Annotated in this window: 16 protein-coding genes; 14 read left to right on the top strand and 2 right to left on the bottom strand. The window is 73.3% G+C overall.

Annotation, left to right across the window (positions count from 1 at the left end):
• Positions 1-204: 204 nt before the first annotated feature.
• A complete protein-coding gene (locus tag JK359_RS34355) occupies positions 205-2,364 on the top strand; it encodes a primosomal protein N' (protein ID WP_201843548.1) in 2,160 nt (719 codons plus the stop codon).
• A gap of 266 nt (positions 2,365-2,630) precedes the next feature.
• Here JK359_RS34355 and JK359_RS34360 read toward each other — a convergent pair whose 3' ends face one another.
• A complete protein-coding gene (locus JK359_RS34360; protein ID WP_201843549.1) occupies positions 2,631-3,173 on the bottom strand; it encodes a hypothetical protein in 543 nt (180 codons plus the stop codon).
• Between the two features lie 214 nt (positions 3,174-3,387).
• Between JK359_RS34360 and fmt the strand changes: the two genes are divergently transcribed.
• The 8 genes from fmt to JK359_RS34400 all read left to right on the top strand — a co-directional run bounded on the left by fmt (position 3,388) and on the right by JK359_RS34400 (position 12,420).
• Positions 3,388-4,320, top strand: coding sequence for a methionyl-tRNA formyltransferase (fmt, locus tag JK359_RS34365; protein WP_201843550.1), 933 nt, complete (start codon positions 3,388-3,390; stop codon positions 4,318-4,320).
• A gap of 314 nt (positions 4,321-4,634) precedes the next feature.
• Positions 4,635-6,053 carry an RsmB/NOP family class I SAM-dependent RNA methyltransferase gene (locus JK359_RS34370; RefSeq protein ID WP_201843551.1) on the top strand — a complete coding sequence of 473 codons (1,419 nt, stop codon included), beginning with the start codon at positions 4,635-4,637 and terminating at the stop codon, positions 6,051-6,053.
• A gap of 129 nt (positions 6,054-6,182) precedes the next feature.
• Complete coding sequence (gene rpe, locus JK359_RS34375) at positions 6,183-6,869, top strand: ribulose-phosphate 3-epimerase (protein WP_201843552.1); 687 nt, start codon at positions 6,183-6,185, stop codon at positions 6,867-6,869.
• 90 nt (positions 6,870-6,959) lie between these two features.
• The gene (locus JK359_RS34380; protein ID WP_201843553.1) at positions 6,960-8,003 is read left to right on the top strand and encodes a sugar-binding transcriptional regulator; all 1,044 of its coding nucleotides are present in this window, start codon (positions 6,960-6,962) and stop codon (positions 8,001-8,003) included.
• 181 nt (positions 8,004-8,184) lie between these two features.
• Complete coding sequence (locus JK359_RS34385) at positions 8,185-8,514, top strand: barstar family protein (protein WP_201843554.1); 330 nt, start codon at positions 8,185-8,187, stop codon at positions 8,512-8,514.
• Between the two features lie 132 nt (positions 8,515-8,646).
• Positions 8,647-10,089 carry a GuaB1 family IMP dehydrogenase-related protein gene (locus JK359_RS34390; protein WP_201843555.1) on the top strand — a complete coding sequence of 481 codons (1,443 nt, stop codon included), beginning with the start codon at positions 8,647-8,649 and terminating at the stop codon, positions 10,087-10,089.
• Positions 10,090-10,452: 363 nt separating this feature from the next.
• Positions 10,453-11,940: an amino acid permease gene (locus JK359_RS34395; RefSeq protein WP_201843556.1), complete on the top strand. Its 1,488-nt coding sequence runs from the start codon at positions 10,453-10,455 to the stop codon at positions 11,938-11,940.
• Positions 11,941-11,967: 27 nt separating this feature from the next.
• A complete protein-coding gene (locus JK359_RS34400; RefSeq protein WP_201843557.1) occupies positions 11,968-12,420 on the top strand; it encodes an Lrp/AsnC family transcriptional regulator in 453 nt (150 codons plus the stop codon).
• A gap of 231 nt (positions 12,421-12,651) precedes the next feature.
• Here the strand turns inward: JK359_RS34400 and JK359_RS34405 are convergent, their stop codons facing one another.
• Positions 12,652-13,392 carry a GntR family transcriptional regulator gene (locus JK359_RS34405; RefSeq protein ID WP_201843558.1) on the bottom strand — a complete coding sequence of 247 codons (741 nt, stop codon included), beginning with the start codon at positions 13,390-13,392 and terminating at the stop codon, positions 12,652-12,654.
• Positions 13,393-13,602: 210 nt separating this feature from the next.
• Here JK359_RS34405 and JK359_RS34410 point away from each other — a divergent pair, with 210 nt between their 5' ends.
• From JK359_RS34410 to JK359_RS34430, 5 genes are read left to right on the top strand one after another with little or no spacing between them, the layout of a single operon-like run.
• Positions 13,603-14,763, top strand: a complete 1,161-nt coding sequence (locus JK359_RS34410) for an ABC transporter substrate-binding protein (RefSeq protein WP_201843559.1) — start codon at positions 13,603-13,605, stop codon at positions 14,761-14,763.
• Positions 14,760-15,659 (top strand): ABC transporter permease, encoded by a 900-nt coding sequence (locus JK359_RS34415; protein ID WP_201843560.1) that lies wholly within the window; start codon positions 14,760-14,762, stop codon positions 15,657-15,659. Before JK359_RS34410 ends, JK359_RS34415 begins: the two co-directional genes overlap by 4 nt.
• On the top strand, positions 15,644-16,465 hold the full coding sequence (locus JK359_RS34420) for an ABC transporter permease (RefSeq protein WP_201843561.1): 822 nt from the start codon (positions 15,644-15,646) through the stop codon (positions 16,463-16,465). The genes JK359_RS34415 and JK359_RS34420 overlap by 16 nt, the downstream gene beginning before the upstream one ends.
• A gap of 8 nt (positions 16,466-16,473) precedes the next feature.
• Positions 16,474-17,550: an ABC transporter ATP-binding protein gene (locus JK359_RS34425; RefSeq protein ID WP_201843562.1), complete on the top strand. Its 1,077-nt coding sequence runs from the start codon at positions 16,474-16,476 to the stop codon at positions 17,548-17,550.
• Between the two features lie 14 nt (positions 17,551-17,564).
• Positions 17,565-19,031, top strand: coding sequence for an HAD-IA family hydrolase (locus JK359_RS34430; RefSeq protein WP_307788418.1), 1,467 nt, complete (start codon positions 17,565-17,567; stop codon positions 19,029-19,031).
• The last annotated feature ends 35 nt before the right edge of the window (positions 19,032-19,066 follow it).

Consider the following 19,066-nt stretch of genomic DNA (forward strand, 5'->3'; position numbering starts at 1 on the left):
GTACGGCCACTTCGGCCGCGAGCTGCCCGACTTCACCTGGGAGCGCACCGACCGCGTGGACGCCCTGCGCAAGGCCGTCGGCCTGTAGTCCGCCGGCTCCTCTCGCCGAGGCCCGGCTTCCCGATCGCGGGGAGCCGGGCCTCGGCGCGTCCCGCACCGGCCGGCGGACGTCGGTTGTCAGTGGGGTTTGGTAAGAATGCAAGCGTGAGCAGGGAGAACGGGGAGCCCCGGGCGGCGGGGGACGGCGGGGCCGAGGAGGCGCCGCCGGAGCAGCTCGCGCTCATCCGGGAGAGTGTGCGCAAGGCCAGGGAACCGCGGGCCAAGCCGCGCACCTGGCGGGGGGCCGGGCTCGCCAAGGAGCTGCCGGTCGCACGGGTTCTGGTCGACAAGGGTGTGCTGCACCTCGACCGGTACTTCGACTACGCCGTGCCCGAGGAGCTGGACGCGCAGGCGCAGCCCGGCGTGCGGGTGCGGGTGCGGTTCGGGGCCGGGCGCGGCCGGGTGCGGGAAGGCCGCCGGGAGGGCGGCGGGCTCATCGACGGCTTCCTCGTCGAGCGGCGCGCCGAGTCCGACTACTCCGGACCCCTGGCCGCGCTCGCCCAGGTCGTGTCGCCGGAGCCGGTGCTCGGCGAGGAGCTGCTGGGACTCGCGCGGGCCGTCGCCGACCGGTACGCGGGAAGTCTCGCCGACGTCCTCCAGCTGGCCGTTCCGCCGCGCAGCGCACGGGCCGAGCAGCGGCCGTCCCCGGCGCCGCTGCCGCCGCCACCGGCCCCCGCAACCGGCTCCTGGGAGCGGTACGAGCACGGGGGTGCGTTCCTGGACGCACTGGCCTCCGGAGGGGCGCCCAGGGCCGTGTGGAACGCCCTGCCGGGGCCGTTGTGGAGCGAGGAGCTGGCCCGGGCCGTCGCCGCCACGCTCGCCTCGGGACGCGGCGCGCTCGTCGTCGTACCGGACGGGCGGGCCGCCGCGCGGGTCGACGCCGCGCTCACCGCGCTGCTCGGCACGGGCCGGCACGCCCTGCTCACCGCCGATGCCGGGCCCGAGAAGCGGTACGCACAGTGGCTCGCGGTGCGCCGGGGCTCCGTGCGGGCCGTCGTGGGGACGCGGGCGGCGATGTTCGCGCCGGTGCGGGACCTGGGGCTCGTCGCCGTCTGGGACGACGGGGACGACAGCCACAGCGAGCAGCACGCCCCCCAGCCGCATGCCCGGGACGTACTGCTGCTGCGCGCCGCGCTGGACAAGTGTGCCTTCCTGATGGGCAGTTGGAGCTGCACCGTGGAGGCCGCCCAGCTCGTCGAGAGCGGCTGGGCCCGGCCGCTGGTCGCGGGGCGGGAACAGGTGCGCCGTACCGCGCCCCTCGTCCGCACGGTCGGCGACGAGGACCTCGCGCGCGACGAGGCCGCACGCGCCGCCCGGCTGCCCACGCTCGCCTGGCAGACCGCCCGCGAGGGGCTGCGGCACGGACCGGTGCTGGTGCAGGTGCCCCGGCGCGGGTACGCGCCGCGCATGGCCTGTGCCCGGTGCCGGGCGCCCGCACGGTGCCGGCACTGTTCCGGGCCGCTCCAGGGGCAGGACGCGGGTGCGCTGCGGTGCGCCTGGTGCGGGCGCGAGGAGAGCGCCTGGCACTGTCCGGACTGCGGCGGCTTCCGGCTCCGTGCCCAGGTCGTGGGGGCGCGGCGGACCGCGGAGGAGCTGGGGCGGGCCTTTCCCGCGGTACCGGTGCGCACCTCGGGCCGAGAGCACGTGCTGGACACCGTGCCGGCCACGCCCGCGTTGGTGGTCAGCACGCCGGGCGCCGAACCGGTCGCCGAGGGCGGCTACGCGGCGGCCCTGCTGCTGGACGGCTGGGCCATGCTGGTGCGCCCCGACCTGCGGGCCGGCGAGGACGCGTTGCGCCGGTGGATCTCGGCCGGAGCGCTGGTGCGGCCGCAGACCGAGGGCGGCACCGTGGTCGTGGTGGCCGAGCCCACCCTGCGGCCGGTACAGGCGCTGGTGCGCTGGGACCCCGTCGGGCATGCGGTGCGCGAACTCTCCGAGCGGGCCGAGCTGGGCTTCCCGCCGGTGTCCCGGATGGCGGCCGTGTCCGGGCCGCCCGCCGCGGTCGCCGAGTTCCTGGGCACGGTCGAGCTGCCGCCGGACGCCGAGCTGCTGGGACCGGTGCCCCTGCCGCCGACACGGCCCGGCAGCCCGCGCCGGACCGGTGCACCGCCACCGGGTGAGCACTGGGAACGGGCACTCGTCCGTGTGCCCCCGGGCAGCGGGGCCGCGCTCGCCACCGCCCTGAAGACCGCCCAGGCCGCGCGGATGGCCCGGGGGAGCGGCGAGGCGGTCCGGGTGCGGATCGACCCGCCGGACATCGGGTGACGACGTGCGGGAGAGCCGGTGCGGGGTGACGACGTCCGGGAGAGCCGGTGGCGGGGGACCAGGTGCCGGGTGACGACGTGCGGGAGAGCCGGTGTGGGGGGACCAGGTGCCGGGTGACGACGTCCGGGAGAGCCGGTGGCGGGGAACCAGGTGCCGGGTGACGACGTGCGGGAGAGCCGGTGCGGGGGAACCAGGTGCCGACGGGCCGCAGCCGTACGTCTGCCCTCCCGGAGAGAGCCGGGAGGGCAGACGTACGGGTGGGGACGTCAGCCGTTGCGAGGGCCGGGAAAGGCCGTCGGGCGGGCGTCGTCGCGGAGCGTCGGGCTGCCCGCGGTCGGCTGGGTCGGCATGGACCGGGCCGCGGGGACCGTCGGCACCGGGGGCAGCGCCGCGTTCACGTTGAGCGTGCGGGTGCCGGACGGCTCCGGCGTCCGCTCCGGCTCGGTCGCCGCCTGGGCCGCGGCGCGGCGGGCGCCGTAGCGGCGGTGCACCGCCTGCTTGGTTACCCCGAGCGCCGAGCCGACCGCGTCCCACGAGAAACCGAGCGAGCGGTCGAAGTCCACGGCGGCCGTCACCAGGGTCTCGACGCTGTCCCGCAGCTCCTGGGCGAGGCGGACCGTCGGGGCGGGGGCACGTCCGTAGACGACGAAGCCCGTGGACGGGCCGGAGCGGCGTGGACGGTAGACGTTGCCCAGCTGGGCGGTGAGCGTGCGCAGCGCGTCCACCTGCCGCCGGACCCGCTCGATGTCCCGCACCAGCAAGTGCAGGCTGGCGCGGGCCTGGGCGTCGTGGGTTGCGTGGTCGGCCATGAACAAGCCTCTCGAACCGGCGTTGAAAGGAATTGGGCCGTGAAAGGGGCCCGATGTGGTCAACTCTCTCTTGACCAACGCGCCTGCCGTCCGCGGGTCACGGGGTGGGGGCGTGCAGGCATATGCGTACGCCGCCCGTCCGGTCGTGCGCCGTTCATGGTCATAGACTGGTGCGCTGCCCGCCCGCCCCCGCCCGAGAGGCCCGATCCCGCCCATGAAGCTCGTCTTCGCCGGTACCCCCGAGGTCGCCGTTCCCGCCCTGGACGCTCTGCTCGCCTCCGGACGGCACGAGGTGGCCGCCGTCGTCACGCGGCCCGACGCCCCGGCCGGGCGCGGGCGCAGGCTGGTCGCGTCCCCCGTGGCCGAGCGCGCGGAAGAGGCCGGCATCGAGGTGCTGAAGCCGCTGAAGCCGCGGGACCCGGAGTTCCTGGAGCGGCTGAGGGAGATCGCGCCGGACTGCTGCCCGGTCGTGGCCTACGGCGCCCTGCTGCCGAAGCCGGCGCTGGACATCCCCGTCCACGGCTGGGTGAACCTGCACTTCTCGCTGCTGCCCGCCTGGCGCGGCGCCGCCCCCGTGCAGCACTCCATCATGGCGGGCGACGAGATCACCGGGGCCTCCACCTTCCTCATCGAGGAGGGGCTCGACTCCGGGCCCGTGTACGGGACCGTGACCGAGGAGATCCGCCCCACCGACACCAGCGGCGACCTGCTCACCCGGCTCGCGTTCGCCGGTGCCGGACTGCTCGCCGCGACCATGGACGGCATCGCGGACGGCACCCTGAAGGCCGTACCGCAGCCCGCCGACGGCATCACGGTCGCGCCGAAGATCACCGTCGAGGACGCCCAGGTCGACTGGGCGACGCCGGCGCTGCGCGTCGACCGGGTCGTGCGCGGCTGCACCCCGGCGCCCGGTGCCTGGACCACCTTCCGCGGCGAGCGGCTCAAGCTCATCCAGGTCACGCCGGTGCCCGGCCGGACGGACCTCGCGCCGGGCCGGCTCGCGGTGGGCAAGAACAGCGTGCACGTGGGCACCGGTTCGTACGGCGTCGAGCTGCTGTGGGTACAGGCCCAGGGCAAGAAGCCGATGCGGGCCGCCGACTGGGCCCGCGGGGTGCGCATCGCGGACGGCGAGTCCCTGGGCGGCTGACGGCCGGCGGGGCGGCGGGGCGGTGACGGTGCCGGACCGTGTCCATGACCGGATGGCGAGGCGGCCGGTGCCGGACCGTGTCCGCGGCGGGGTGGCGAGGCAGCCGGATCCACGGCGAGGTGCAGCCGGATCCACGGCGAGGTGGCGAGGCAGCCGGCCGGCAGCCGGTGCGGGACCTGGCGGGCCTGCGGCGGCCGGCGGTCCGGATCTCGGGGCGGCGGGTCGTGGCGGGCCGGTCCCCGGGCGGCGGAGGCGGGGGCGCGCCGACGTAGGCTGGAGGCGCATCCTCTTCTTCACACCCGGAGCACCTTTTCGTGAGCGAGCAGTCCCGGCGGCCGCGCAGGCCCGCCAAGCCCTACCGCCGTCCCCAGAGGGATCCCGTCCGCGTCCTGGCCTTCGAGGCGTTGCGCGCGGTGGACGAGCGGGACGCGTACGCCAACCTCGTGCTTCCGCCGCTGCTGCGCAAGGCCCGGGAGAAGGGCGACTTCGACGTCCGGGACGCCGCCCTCGCCACCGAGCTGGTGTACGGCACCCTGCGCCGGCAGGGCACGTACGACGCCGTCATCGCCGCCTGCGTGGACCGGCCGCTGCGCGAGGTCGACCCGCCCGTGCTCGACGTGCTGAGCCTCGGCGCGCACCAGCTGCTCGGCACCCGTATCCCGACGCACGCCGCGGTCTCCGCCTCCGTGGAGCTGGCGCGGGTCGTGCTCGGCGACGGACGGGCCAAGTTCGTCAACGCGGTGCTCCGCAAGATCGCCCAGGACGACCTCCAGGGCTGGCTGGAGAAGGTCGCGCCGCCCTACGACGAGGATCCCGAGGACCACCTCGCCGTCGTGCACTCGCACCCCCGCTGGGTCGTCTCGGCGCTCTGGGACTCCCTCGGCGGCGGCCGGGCCGGCATCGAGGAGCTGCTGGCCGCGGACAACGAGCGCCCCGAGGTCACCCTCGTCGCGCGGCCGGGCCGGGCCACCACCGCGGAACTGCTCCGCGAGGAGGCCGCCGTACCCGGGCGCTGGTCCCCGTACGCCGTACGGCTCGCCGAGGGCGGTGAACCGGGAGCGGTGGAGGCCGTGCACGAGGGACGGGCCGGTGTGCAGGACGAGGGCAGTCAGCTGGTCGCGCTCGCGCTGGCGAACGCCCCGCTCGACGGACCCGACGGGAAGTGGCTCGACGGGTGCGCCGGGCCCGGCGGCAAGGCGGCGCTGCTCGGCGCCCTCGCCGCCGAGCGCGGGGCGGTCCTGCTCGCCTCGGAGAAGCAGCCGCACCGGGCCGGCCTGGTGGCGAAGGCGCTGCACGGCAACCCCGGGCCGTACCAGGTCGTCGCCGCCGACGGTACCCGCCCGCCGTGGCGGCCCGGCACCTTCGACCGGGTGCTCGTGGACGTCCCGTGCACCGGCCTCGGCGCCCTCCGCCGCCGTCCCGAGGCCCGCTGGCGCCGCCGCCCCGAGGACCTCGACAACTTCGCCCCGCTGCAGCGCGGGCTGCTGCGCACCGCGCTGGACTCGGTGCGGGTCGGCGGTGTCGTCGGCTACGCCACCTGCTCCCCGCACCTGGCCGAGACCCGCGCGGTCGTCGCCGACGTCCTCAAGCAGCGCCCGGACACCGACCTGATCGACGCCCGCCCCCTGCTCCCCGGCGTACCGGATCTGGGCGACGGCCCGGACGTCCAGCTGTGGCCGCACGTGCACGGCACGGACGCGATGTACCTGGCACTGATCCGCAGAACCGCCTGACGCCGGAGAGGACAGCGCCCCCGAAGGGGCGCGGGGAACCGCGCGAGCGACCCACGACGGCCCTCGGCCGAACGGCGGCCGGAGGGCCCGCGGCTACAGCCGAGCGCAGCGGCATGGCAGGCTTGGGTCATGGCCGTGCAGATCAACCCCAGCATCTTGTCCGCCGACTTCGCCCGACTGGCGGAGGAGGCCAAGGCGGTCCAAGGCGCCGACGCGCTCCACGTCGACGTCATGGACAACCACTTCGTCCCGAACCTGACGCTCGGCGTCCCGGTCGTGGAGTCCCTGGCCCGTGCGACGGACACCCCGCTGGACTGCCATCTGATGATCGAGGACCCCGACCGCTGGGCGCCCCGGTACGTCGAGGCGGGGGCGTCGTCCGTCACGTTCCACGTGGAGGCCGCCGCCGCTCCGGTACGGCTCGCCCGGGAGATCCGCGCGAAGGGCGCCCGCGCCTCCATGGCGCTCAAGCCCGCCACGCCGATCGAGCCGTTCGAGGACCTGCTGCCGGAACTCGACATGCTCCTGATCATGACGGTCGAGCCGGGCTTCGGCGGCCAGGCCTTCCTCGACATCATGCTGCCGAAGATCCGCCGCACCCGTGAGCTGATCAAGAAGCACGGGCTGCAGCTGTGGCTGCAGGTCGACGGCGGTGTCTCGGCCTCCACGATCGAGCAGTGCGCGGACGCGGGGGCGGACGTGTTCGTCGCCGGGTCGGCCGTGTACGGGGCGCAGGACCCGGCGGAGGCGGTACGTGCCCTGCGCACACAGGCGGAGACGGCCACCGCCAAGGCGTCCTGGGCATGCGACCACTGAGCCACAGTCAAGTGAACGGTTAAGTGAACGGCGCCCATCAGGGCGGATCAGCAGCGCCGAATCTGCAAGGATGAACGGCGAATCCAGAGTGTGAACAGCAGTGAGGAGATCGCCGTGTCGGGTATGTCGGCGGGCCGGTCAGCCATGCGGATGGGACCCGCTGAGCTGGTGCAGGCGGCGGCCATGGCCCGCCGCTTCTACCTCGAGGGCAAGTCCAAGATCCAGATCGCGGAGGAGTTCGGCGTCAGCCGCTTCAAGGTGGCCCGGGTCCTGGAGACGGCCCTCGAACGGGATCTCGTGCGCATCGAGATCCGCGTCCCGGCCGAGCTGGACGCCGAGCGCTCCGACGCGCTCCGCGCCCGCTACGGCCTGAGGCACGCCGTCGTGGTCGAGTCCCCGGCCGAGGCCGAGGAGACCCCCGACCCCGAGAACCTCGGCGAGGTCGCCGCCGATCTGCTCGGCGAGCTGGTCAACGAGGGGGACGTGCTCGGGCTGGCCTGGGGCCGGTCCACCATCCACATGGCGGCGGCGCTCGACCGGCTGCCGCCCTGCACGGTGGTGCAGCTGACGGGCGTGTACGACGCCGGGACCGCCGAGCGCGGCTCGGTGGAGGCCGTCCGCCGGGCGGCCCAGGTGTCCGGCGGTGACGCCCACCCCATCTACGCGCCGATGCTGCTGCCGGACGCGGCCACCGCGGCGGCGCTGCGCAACCAGACCGGGCTGGCCCGGGCCTTCGAGTACTTCGACAAGGTCACGGTCGCCTGTGTCTCCATCGGCTCCTGGGAGCCGGGCATCTCGACCGTGCACGACATGCTCAGCGACGAGGAGCGCGCGCACTACGCCTCGCTCGGTGTCGCCGCCGAGATGTCCGCGCACCTCTTCGACGCCGAGGGCCGCCGGATCGGGCGGGACCTGGGGGAGCGGTGCATCACGGTCAAGGCCGACCAGCTCCGCCGTATCCCGGAGGTCGTGGCCATCGCCGGCGGTCAGCGCAAGGCGTCCGCCATCGACGCGGTGCTGCGCTCCGGTCTGGTCACCAGCCTGGTGACCGACACCTCGGCCGCCGACTACCTGATGACGGCGGGCCCGGCGCCGAAGCCGGCGCTCAGCCGGGCGGACCCCGACGGGCACTGACGGGGCCCGCACAGCGGGTCCTCATCCGCCGAGGCGGGACGGCCGTGGCAGCGACGGATACATGCTGCCGCGGTTCGTCCCCCCGGGTGCGTACGGCGGGCGCCCGGCGCATCGCCACCGGGCAGGGCGGGGAGATTCACCGCACCGGTGATCACTACGAGTCGTTCGGGACGGTGCTGAGATGACGCAAGACCTGGGCGGCCGGTACACGGTCACGCTGGACCTGGACGGGGTCACGGGCAAGGCGGGCCTGATGGACCGCGTCGCCCGGGCCCTGACGCTGCCCGACTGGTTCGGCCGGAACTGGGACGCGCTCGCCGACTCCCTCGGCGACCACACGGTCTGGCCCGAGGGGGCAGTGGAGCGAGGGCTGCTCATCGTCGTACGGGGCTGGCGCCCGTACGCCGAGGCGGCGCCGGACGAGTGGCGGACCGCCGAGGAGGTCTTCGCGGAGGCGGCGGACCGGACACCCGCGCTCACCGTGTTCCTCGCCCTTGGAGGATCCTCCTAAGGGCCCTCCGACCAGCCTGGATGTTTTGTGAGGGCGTGACCGCGGTCCGGCCATGGGACAATGAAGTACGTGCTCTTTCCCCCTGGCGCACCCGTCCGGGGGTCACCTCTGATCGACTGGGATGTGCAGCACGTGCGTTTCCTCAATGACATCCAGCCCGCGTACGACCTGACGTACGACGACGTGTTCATGGTGCCGAGCCGCTCCGCGGTGGGCTCGCGTCAGGGCGTGGACCTCGCCTCTCCGGACGGTACGGGCACGACCATCCCGCTCGTCGTCGCCAACATGACAGCCATCGCCGGCCGCCGCATGGCCGAGACGGTGGCCCGCAGGGGCGGCCTCGTGGTCATCCCGCAGGACATCCCGATCGACGTGGTCACCGACGTCGTCACCTGGGTGAAGAGCCGCCACCTGGTGCTGGACACCCCGATCGTGCTGGCCCCGCACCAGACCGTCGCCGACGCCCTGGCGCTGCTGCCCAAGCGGTCGCACAACGCCGGGGTCGTCGTGGACGAGGACCAGCGGCCCGTCGGTGTCGTCACCGATGCGGACCTGTCCGGCGTCGACCGCTTCACCCAGCTCGAGGTCGTCATGTCCAAGGACCTGCTCCTGCTGGACGCCGACATCGACCCGCGCGAGGCCTTCAACACCCTCGACCACCACAACCGCCGCTACGCCCCCGCCGTCGACAAGGACGGCAGGCTGGCCGGCATCCTCACCCGCAAGGGCGCCCTGCGCGCCACGCTGTACACGCCGGCCGTGGACGCGAACGGCAGGCTGAGGATCGCCGCCGCCGTCGGCATCAACGGCGACGTCGCGGGCAAGGCCAAGCAGCTGCTCGACGCGGGTGTGGACACCCTCGTGATCGACACCGCGCACGGCCACCAGGAATCGATGATCAGCGCCATCAAGCTGGTGCGCGCGCTCGACCCGCACGTCCCGATCGCCGCGGGCAACATCGTCTCGGCCGAGGGCGTCAAGGACCTGATCGACGCGGGCGCGGACATCATCAAGGTCGGTGTCGGCCCGGGCGCCATGTGCACCACCCGCATGATGACCGGTGTGGGCCGGCCGCAGTTCTCCGCCGTCCTGGAGTGCGCCGCCGAGGCGAAGAAGTACGGCAAGCACGTGTGGGCCGACGGCGGTGTCCGCCACCCGCGCGACGTCGCCATGGCGCTCGCCGCCGGCGCGTCCAACGTGATGGTCGGCTCCTGGTTCGCGGGCACCTACGAGTCGCCCGGCGACCTCCAGCACGATGCCAACGGCCGCGCCTACAAGGAGTCGTTCGGCATGGCGTCCGCGCGGGCGGTGGCCAACCGCACGTCGGAGGAGTCGGCGTACGACCGGGCCCGCAAGGCGCTGTTCGAGGAAGGCATCTCGACCTCCCGCATGTTCCTCGACCCGGCCCGCCCCGGCGTCGAGGACCTGATCGACTCGATCATCGCGGGCGTCCGTTCCTCCTGCACGTACGCCGGTGCCGGCTCCCTGGAGGAGTTCGCCGAGAAGGCCATCGTCGGCATACAGAGCGCGGCCGGCTACGCCGAGGGCAAGCCGCTGCACGCCAGCTGGAGCTGACCGCCGGTCCCGTCCGCACGGCCCCCGCCGTTCCCCTCCCGGGAACGGCGGGGGCCGTCGGCGTTCCCGGCGCGGGACAGCGACTGCGGAAGGGTGTGCGAGGGGCTCGTGCAACGGTCGACAGCCCGCGTGCAACGATTTGTCATTCCGGCCCGATGAACGCAATGATCATGCGGGGATGCGCAAGGTTGCTGCATTACGCCCGTGAAGCCCTGCCTCGTAGGGTCATGCGCTAGTACGTGGCGTGGCGGGGACCCCGCTCGGTGGGTTCCTGCCCTCGCAGGTTCCACCGGTCCCCGTCCGCGAAGGCCGGCGCTCGCCGGTCCGTACCCCCTATGACCGGCAGCGAGAAGGAGCCAGCGCGTGCTCGACCAAGGCGCACCCCCGCAGAACCAGATACCGGCCGCCCCCGCGTCCCCGGGCGTCGCCGCGCGCCTGATGCGTCGCAAGCCCGTGGAACGCCTGGTCGCCGAGGGCGGCCAGGGTGAGGGAGGCCAGCTCCGGCGCTCCCTCGGGCTGTGGCAGCTGACCATGATCAGCATCGGTGCCACTCTCGGCACCGGCATCTTCGTCGTCCTCGGCGACGCCGTTCCGGAGGCCGGTCCCGCGGTCACCCTGGCCTTCGTGATCGCCGGCCTCACGGCTCTCTTCTCGGCCCTGTCCTACGCCGAGCTGGCGGGCAGCATCCCCGTCGCCGGATCCTCCTACTCGTATGCGTACGCAACGCTGGGCGAGCTGGTCGCCTGGGTCTGCGGCTGGTGCCTGGTCCTCGAGTACGGCGTGTCGGTGGCCGCCGTCGCCGTCGGCTGGGGCGAGTACCTGAACGAGCTGCTCGACGGCACCATCGGCGTGACCATCCCCGCCGCGCTGTCCTCGGCGCCGGGCGAGGGCGGCATCGTCAACCTGCCCGCCCTGATCGTCGTGCTCCTGGCGATGGTGTTCCTGCTCGGCGGCGCCCGCGAGTCCGCCCGCGCCAACACGATCATGGTCTGTGTGAAGATCGCCGCCCTGGTGCTGTTCTGCGCGGTCGGTTTCATGGGCTTCAAGTCCGGCAACTACCGCGACTTCATGCCGCTCGGCATGTCCGGGGTCAGCGCCGCCGGTGCCACGCTGTTCTTCTCGTACATCGGCTTCGACGCCGCGTCCACCGCCGGCGAGGAGGCGAAGAACCCCAAGCGCGACCTGCCGCGGGCGATCATGCTGTCGCTGATCATCGTGACCGCGCTGTACGTGCTCGTCGCGGGTGTCGCCGTGGGCGCCTGGAACTGGAAGAAGTTCGACGGGTCCGAGGCCACGCTCGCCGCGATCATGAACGACGTCACCGGCCAGACCTTCTGGGGCACCATGCTCGCGCTGGGCGCCGTCATCTCGATCGCCAGCGTGGTGCTGACCGTGCTCTACGGCCAGACCCGCATCCTCTTCGCGATGGCCCGTGACGGCCTGGTGCCCAAGGCGCTCGGCAAGGTCCACCCGAAGACCGGCGCCCCCCGCCTCAACACGGTGCTCGTGTCGCTCTTCTGCGGTGTGCTCGCCGCCCTCATCCCGCTGGGCAAGCTGGTCGACGCCACCAGCATCGGCACGCTGTTCGCCTTCGCGCTGGTCAACATCGCCGTCATCGTCCTGCGCTACAAGCGGCCCGGGCTGGAGCGCACGTTCAAGGTGCCGTTCGGGCCGGTACTGCCGGTGCTGGGCTTCGTGTTCTGCGCGTACAACATGTTCAGCCTCGACTCCGTCACCTGGATCGTGTTCGGTGTCTGGATGGCCGTCGGGCTCGTGTTCTACTTCGTGTACGGCTATCGCCGTTCCCGTCTCGCGACCGGTGAGGACCTCGCGGTGACGGCAGAGAAGTGACCGGACCGAAGAAGTGAACCACCCCCTGTGCTGAACGATCTCGACGAACGCATCGTGCACGCCCTCGCCGAGGACGCCCGCCGCTCCTACGCGGACATCGGGCAGATGGTCGGCCTGTCCGCGCCCGCGGTGAAGCGGCGCGTGGACCGGCTGCGGGCCACCGGAGCCATCACCGGATTCACCGTCCGGGTGGACCCGGGAGCGCTCGGCTGGGAGACCGAGGGATACATCGAGATCTACTGCCGGAGCAACACGTCTCCGGAGACGATCCAGCGCGGTCTGGAGCGTTACCAGGAGGTCGTGGCCGCGTCGACCGTCACCGGCGACGCGGACGCGATCGCCCAGGTCTTCGCCTCCGACATGCGTCACTTCGAACGCGTGCTGGAGCGGATCGCAGGAGAGCCGTTCGTCGAGCGGACCAAGTCGGTTCTGGTGCTGTCCCCGCTGCTGCGCCGCTTCTCTTCGGGGGCGCCGGGCTGAGAGCGGCCCCGGCCCGGGGCGCCTTCGCCGTCGCCGGCTGCGGGTCCGTCGTGGTCGCTCGCGCAGTTCCCCGCGCCCCTTTCGGGGCGCTTCGGCTCAGCGCCCTGAAGGGGCGCGGGGAACTGCGCGACAAGCCACGGACCGCCCGCACCCGGCGACGGCACGGGCACCCCGAGTTCTGCTCCGGTCTTACGCCGACTCGTGCCCGGCGACGGTGAGGCGCCCCGAGTTCTACTCCGCGGTCTTCCGCGCCAGCGCGTTGCTTCCTATGGAATTGCGCACGCTGAAGCTCACCGCGTCCGAGCGGTAGCGGTCGTCCGACCACTCCACCGGGCGGCCCTCCGGTGTCGTCGTCACCCGGCGGACCCGCAGCAGCGGACTCGTCCGGCGCACCCCCAGCAGCTCGGCGTCCAGCGCGCCGCAGGCGACCGCGTCGATCACGTGCTCGCCGTAGGCGAAGACCAGGCCCGTGTCGTCGTACAGGCGCTGGGTGACCGACGCGCAGTCGGGCTCGATTGCCTCCACCGCCGCGGCGATCCAGTCGGCGTACACCGTGCGTTCCAGCAGCACCGGCTCGCCGTCCAGGCCGCGCACCCGCAGCACGTGCAACACCCGAGTCCCCGCCGGCAGTTGGAGGCGTACGGCATCCTCCTGCGTGGCCGGGCGGTACTCCTGGGACACCACGTGGCCGGTGGCCTCGCGGCCCATCGCCCGCGCCCACTGGGCGAAGCTGCGCAGTTCGGCGAAGCTCTGGCTGCGGCGGCTCGCGAGCACGACCCTGCGGGCCCCCTGGCGGGAGCCGATGAGCCCCTCCGCCGTCAGGGTCGCGACGGCCTGGCGGACCGTCCCGCGTGAGACGCCGTAGTGCGCCGCGAGTTCCGACTCCGAGGGCAGCCGGCTGCCGACGGTGTACTCCTCGCGGTCGATCGCCCGCCGCAGTGCGTCGGCGATCTCCTCGTGTCGCGCCGTCATGCTTCCCCTCTGCTCAGATCACTGTGCACAGCGTGACCAGCGTAATCCACACCCCAGGTGATCCGTGTCAGCCGGAAGTGTGCAGGGAAACGGGGCCCGCCGTTTCACCGGTGTTCATGAACAGGACACCGACGACGGGCGTACTGGGGCCAACTTGTTCAGACAAGTTGCCCGCACTACCTCCACTCCCGTGCGTCCCCTGGAGAGACCGTGACCGTGTCCCTGCCGAGAACCGCCGTCCTCGGCGGCTCCCTCGCCGTCGTCGCCGCGCTCGCGCTGAGCGCCTGCGGCGCCGCCCCCGACAACGCGTCGTCCACCACCAAGAACGGCAAGAGCGCCGCCACCGCCACCTCCGCCGCCGACTTCGGCGGCATGGACGCCCTGGTCAAGGCGGCCAAGAAGGAAGGCACCCTGCACGCCATCGCGCTCCCGCGCGACTGGGCCAACTACGGCGCCCTCCTCGACGGCTTCCAGAAGAAGTACGGCATCAAGATCGAGGTGGAGAGCCCCGACGGCTCCAGCCAGGACGAGATCAACGCCGTCACCTCCCGCAAGGGCCAGGACCGCGCCCCCGACGTCCTGGACCTCGGCAGCTCCTTCGCGCTGAGCGCCGCCCAGCAGGGCCTTCTCGCGCCCTACAAGGTGGCCTCCTTCGCCGACATCCCCGAGGGCCAGAAGGACCCGCAGGCCCGCTGGTTCAACGACTACGGCGGCTACATCTCCATCGGCTGCGACGCGGGGCGCGTGAAGCAGTGCCCGACCAGCTTCAAGGACCTCCTCAAGCCCCAGTACAAGGGCCAGGTCGCCCTCAACGGCAACCCCACCAAGTCCGGCTCGGCCTTCGGCGGCGTCTACGCGGCGGCACTCGCCAACGGCGGCTCCTTCGACGACATCCAGCCCGGCCTGGACTTCTTCGCCAAGCTGAAGAAGAACGGCAACTACACGCCCGTCGAGTCCACCCCGGCCACCGTCGAGAAGGGCGAGACGCCGATCTCGATCGACTGGGACTACCTCAACGCCGGCTACGCCGACGAGTTCAAGTCCAAGGGCGTCGACTGGAAGGTCGCCATCCCGGGCGACGGCCAGTACGCCCAGTACTACTCCCAGGCCATCAACAAGGACGCCGCGCACCCCGCGGCCGCCCGCCTGTGGCAGGAGTACCTCTACAGCGCCGAGGGCCAGAACCTGTGGCTCAAGGGCTACGCCCGCCCGGCCCTGATGACCGCCATGGACAAGGCCGGCACCCTCGATAAGACGGCCGCGGCCAAGCTGCCCAAGGTCACCGGCACGCCCACCTTCCCGACCGAGGACCAGCAGAGCAAGGCCAAGACGGTCCTCGCGCAGGGCTGGGGGAAGGCCGTCTCCGGATGACCGCCGCTCTCCCGCGTGCGGACGTGGCGCCCGTCGCTTCGGCGAAGCGGCGGCGCCGCGCCCCCGGCTGGCTGGCCGTGGTGCCGCTGCTGGTGTTCACGGCGATCGCCTTCGGGCTGCCCGCCGTGGCCATCGTGGACGGCGCCTTCACGGTCAAGGACGCCACCACCGGCGCCGCCTCCTACACCGGCGCCAATCTGACGGCCTCGCTGCAGGGGCCGTACCTCACCGCGCTGCTCGGCAGCGTCAAGCTGTCCGCGATCTCCGCCGCACTCGGCGTCCTGCTCGGGCTGCCGCTCGCGCAGGCCGTGGTCAGCTCCCGCTCCCGCGCACTGCGCGAGGCCGTGCTCACCGCCTCCGGTGTGCTCGCCAACTTCGGCGGTGTCCCGCTGGCCTTCGCCTTCGTCGCCACCCTCGGCAACGCGGGCGTGCTGACGGTGCACCTGGGGCTGAAGGACAGCGGCTGGGACCTGTACAGCTTCTGGGGCCTGGTCCTCGTCTACCTGTACTTCCTCGTCCCGCTCATGGTCCTCACCATCACCCCGGCGCTGGACGGCCTGCGCACCCAGTGGCGCGAGGCCGCACTGAACAACGGCGCCACCGGCGTGCAGTACTGGCGGCACGTGGCCCTCCCCGTGCTCGCGCCCTCCCTGCTCGGCGGCCTGGTCCTGCTGTTCGGCAGCGCCTTCGCCGCCTACGCCACCGCCGCCGCCATGGTCGGCAGCGCCGTTCCGCTGGTCACGCTCCAGATCGCCGACGCCCTCTCCGGCAACGTGCTGGTCGGCCAGGAGAACGTCGCCCTCGCCCTCAGCCTCGACATGGTCCTGGTCGCGGGCCTGGTCATGGCCGTGTACCTGCCCCTTCAGCGACGGAGTGCCCGATGGCTCGACGCCTGACCCTCTGGCGGTGGGTCGTCCTCGGTCTCGCCGCCCTGTACTTCCTGGTGCCGCTCGGCGCGTCCGTGGTCTTCACCGTCGACGTGCCCGGCCACGGCATCACCTTCGACGCCTACAGCAAGATCCTCTCCACCGAGGGCTTCGTCTCCAGCCTGCTGCTCTCGCTGGAGCTGGCCGTGACCACCATCGCGGTCGTGCTGCTGCTCATGGTGCCCGCGGCGGTCGCGCTCCGGCTCGGCGCGCCCCGGCTGCGACCGGTGGTGGAGGTGGTGTGCTCGCTGCCGCTGGTGGTGCCGCCGATCGCCTTCGTCGCCGGCATCGTCAGCGTGCTGAAGTGGGGCCCGGAGCACCTGTCCCGGACCCCGCTGTTCCAGACCTTCGTGGCGATCCAGGACCCGGACTTCCCCGTGGTCCTGGTGCTCGCGTACGTCGTGATGGCCCTGCCGTTCGTCTACCGGGCCCTGGACGCCGGGCTGCGCGCCATCGACGTGCGCACCCTCGTCGAAGCCGCCCGCAGCTGCGGTGCCTCCCTGCCGCAGGCCCTCGTCCGGGCCGTGCTGCCGAACCTGCGCGGCGCCCTGCTGAACGCGGCCTTCCTCACGCTGGCCCTGGTCCTCGGCGAGTTCACGGTCGCCCAGCTGCTGGGCTTTTGCCCCTTCGCCGTGTGGATCTACAACATCGGCGGCTCGCAGGCCCAGATGTCCGTCGCCGTGTCCGTGCTCAGCCTGCTCGTCACCTGGGCCCTGCTCCTCGCGCTCGCCGGTGCCGGCGGCGGACGCTCCCGAACCGCTCCTCCCCGGGGATGACACACACCATGACCGCCACCACGCTCGAGAAGGCCGTCTCCGAACAGGCCGCCACCGTCGAATTCCGCTCGCTGCGGCGCGAGTTCGGCTCCACCGTCGCCCTGGACGGACTCGACCTGACCGTCCGCCCGGGAGAGTTCCTGGCGCTGCTCGGCCCGTCCGGCTGCGGCAAGACCACCGCACTGCGCATGCTCGCCGGGTTCGAACACCCCGACTCCGGCGCGGTGCTGGTCGACGGCGAGGACGTCACGCACGTCCCCGCCCACCGCCGCGACGCCGGGATGGTCTTCCAGTCCTACAGCCTCTTCCCGCACCTGAACGCCGTCGACAACGTCGCGTTCGGGCTGCGCATGCGCAAGGTCCGCACCGCCGAACGCCGCTCCCGTGCCGCCGAGTTGCTCGAGCTGGTCGGCCTCGGCGACAAGGCCGAGCGCTACCCGCACCAGCTCTCCGGCGGCCAGCAGCAGCGCATCGCGCTGGCCCGTGCCCTCGCCCTGCGCCCGCGCGTGCTCCTGCTGGACGAACCGCTGTCCGCGCTGGACGCCAAGGTCCGGCTCAGCCTGCGCGAGGAAATCCGCCGGCTCCAGCAGGAACTCGGCATCACCACCCTGTTCGTGACGCACGACCAGGAAGAGGCCCTCTCGGTCGCCGACCGGGTCGCCGTGATGCGGGCCGGCCGCCTCGAGCAGTGCGCCGGACCCGCCGAGCTGTACGGCCGCCCCGCCACCGCCTTCGTCGCCGAGTTCGTCGGCACCATGAGCCGGATCCCGGGCGAGCTGGAGGACGGCACGGTGCAGGTGCTCGGGCAGCGGCTGCCGGCCGACGGAGAGGTGCCGGACGGCGCCGTCGACGTGCTGGTGCGGCCCGAGGCCGTACGCGTGCACGCCGACGAGCAGGGCAGCGCCCGCGTGGTCGCCACCGCCTTCCTCGGCGCGGTCGTGCGGGTCACCGTGCGGCTCGCCGACGGCACCGAGGCCAAGGCCGACCTGCCCGCGCACGAGGCCGCCGGGCTCGGCGCCGGGTCGCCCGTCGGCGTGTCACTGCCCGAGCGTGCCGTCCTGGTGGCCGAACGCATCCAGAAGTGAGGAACGACACCGACGTGACCCCCCACATCCCCACCCTCCCGCCGCAGGCGGTCCTGTTCGACATGGACGGCACGCTCGTGGACACCGAGCGCCTGTGGTGGGAGGCCGTCGAGCAGGTCGCCGGCCGCCCGCTCACCGAGGCCGACCAGCCGGACGTGCTCGGCCGCCCCGTCGAGCACACCGCGGCCTGGCTCGGCGCGGCCACCGGCCGCCCCGCCACGGACCTCGCGGCCGAACTGCACCGCGAGTTCGCCGAGCGCGTCCGCACCGGCACAGTGCCCCGCCCCGGCGCCCTGGAACTGCTGGACGCGCTGGCCGCAGCCGCCGTTCCCACCGCCCTGGTCACCGCGTCCCCGCGCGCGGTCGCCGACGTGGTCATGGACGCGCTCGGCGCCGGCCGGTTCGCGGCCTCCGTGACCGCCGACGACACCGCGCGCACCAAGCCGGCCCCCGATCCCTACCTCGCGGCCTGCCGCGCCCTCGGCGTCGAGCCGGCCGCCTGCGTGGCCGTCGAGGACACCGAGACCGGCGTGGCCTCCGCCGAGGCCGCCGGGTGCGCCGTGCTGGCCGTGCCGTCGCTCGCGCCGATCGGCGCGGCACCCGGACGGACCGTACGGGACAGCCTGGTCGGGGTCACCCCGCAGAGCCTGGGCCGCATGGTCGCGCCCGTACTGACGGTCATGAGCTGGAACCTGTGGCTCGGCGGCAGCAAGGTAGACGAGCACCGCGCCAAGCAGCTGAAGGTGATCCTGGAGAGCGGCGCCGACGTCGTCGGACTCCAGGAGACCGGCGGCACCGCGGCGCAGGAGCTGGCCGAGGCGCTCGGCTGGCACCACCACCGGGCGGGCGAGAACCTCGGCGTGCTCAGCCGCCACCCGATCACCGCCCGGTTCGGCGACCCCGACGTCGGCTTCTACGGCGCCGCCGGTGTCCGGATCGAGGTGGCACCGGGCCGTGAGGTCGATGTGTGGACCGTGCACCTGCACTACACGCCGTACGGGCCCTACGAGTCCGCCTTCGACGGGTTGCCGGCGGCCGAACTGATCGCCCACGAGGGGGTGCGGCTCGCGCAGATGCGGGACGCGCTGGAGCGGATCGGGCGGTCGGCGCGCGACGGCGTACCGGTCGTACTCGTCGGCGACTTCAACTGCCCCTCGCACCTGGACCGGCCGGACGTCGAGTGGCCGGTGACCCGGGCGGCCGAGGAGGCGGGCCTGCGCGACTCCTACCGCGAGGTCCACCCCGACCCGGCCGCCGCGCCCGGGCACACCTGGTCGCCGATCCACCCCGTGCACGAGGACGGCAGCGGCCGGCCCGAGCCGCAGGACCGGATCGACTACGTGCTGCACCGGGGTCTGACCGTGCGGGACGCGCGCACCCTTGTCACCGGCGAGCCGCGCCCCTGGCCGGACGTGGCGGACAACGACTGGCCCTCGGACCACGCCGCCGTGCTCACCACCTTCGCGCTGCCCACGGGGTGACTCGGGGTTACCGCAGGTCACCATTGCGGTGCGGG

The organism is Streptomyces actinomycinicus, assembly GCF_016741775.1.
Classification (GTDB): Bacteria; Actinomycetota; Actinomycetes; order Streptomycetales; family Streptomycetaceae; genus Streptomyces; species Streptomyces actinomycinicus.

What these genes read in the sequence shown, in the direction of transcription:
- rpe (WP_201843552.1), top strand. Translation starts at nt 6,183, where the DNA reads ATGGCCGTGCAGATCAACCCCAGCATCTTGTCCGCCGACTTCGCCCGA.
- JK359_RS34420 (WP_201843561.1), top strand. Translation starts at nt 15,644, where the DNA reads ATGGCTCGACGCCTGACCCTCTGGCGGTGGGTCGTCCTCGGTCTCGCC.
- JK359_RS34415 (WP_201843560.1), top strand. Translation starts at nt 14,760, where the DNA reads ATGACCGCCGCTCTCCCGCGTGCGGACGTGGCGCCCGTCGCTTCGGCG.
- JK359_RS34405 (WP_201843558.1), bottom strand. Translation starts at nt 13,392, where the DNA reads ATGACGGCGCGACACGAGGAGATCGCCGACGCACTGCGGCGGGCGATC.
- fmt (WP_201843550.1), top strand. Translation starts at nt 3,388, where the DNA reads ATGAAGCTCGTCTTCGCCGGTACCCCCGAGGTCGCCGTTCCCGCCCTG.
- JK359_RS34385 (WP_201843554.1), top strand. Translation starts at nt 8,185, where the DNA reads ATGACGCAAGACCTGGGCGGCCGGTACACGGTCACGCTGGACCTGGAC.
- JK359_RS34425 (WP_201843562.1), top strand. Translation starts at nt 16,474, where the DNA reads ATGACCGCCACCACGCTCGAGAAGGCCGTCTCCGAACAGGCCGCCACC.
- JK359_RS34360 (WP_201843549.1), bottom strand. Translation starts at nt 3,173, where the DNA reads ATGGCCGACCACGCAACCCACGACGCCCAGGCCCGCGCCAGCCTGCAC.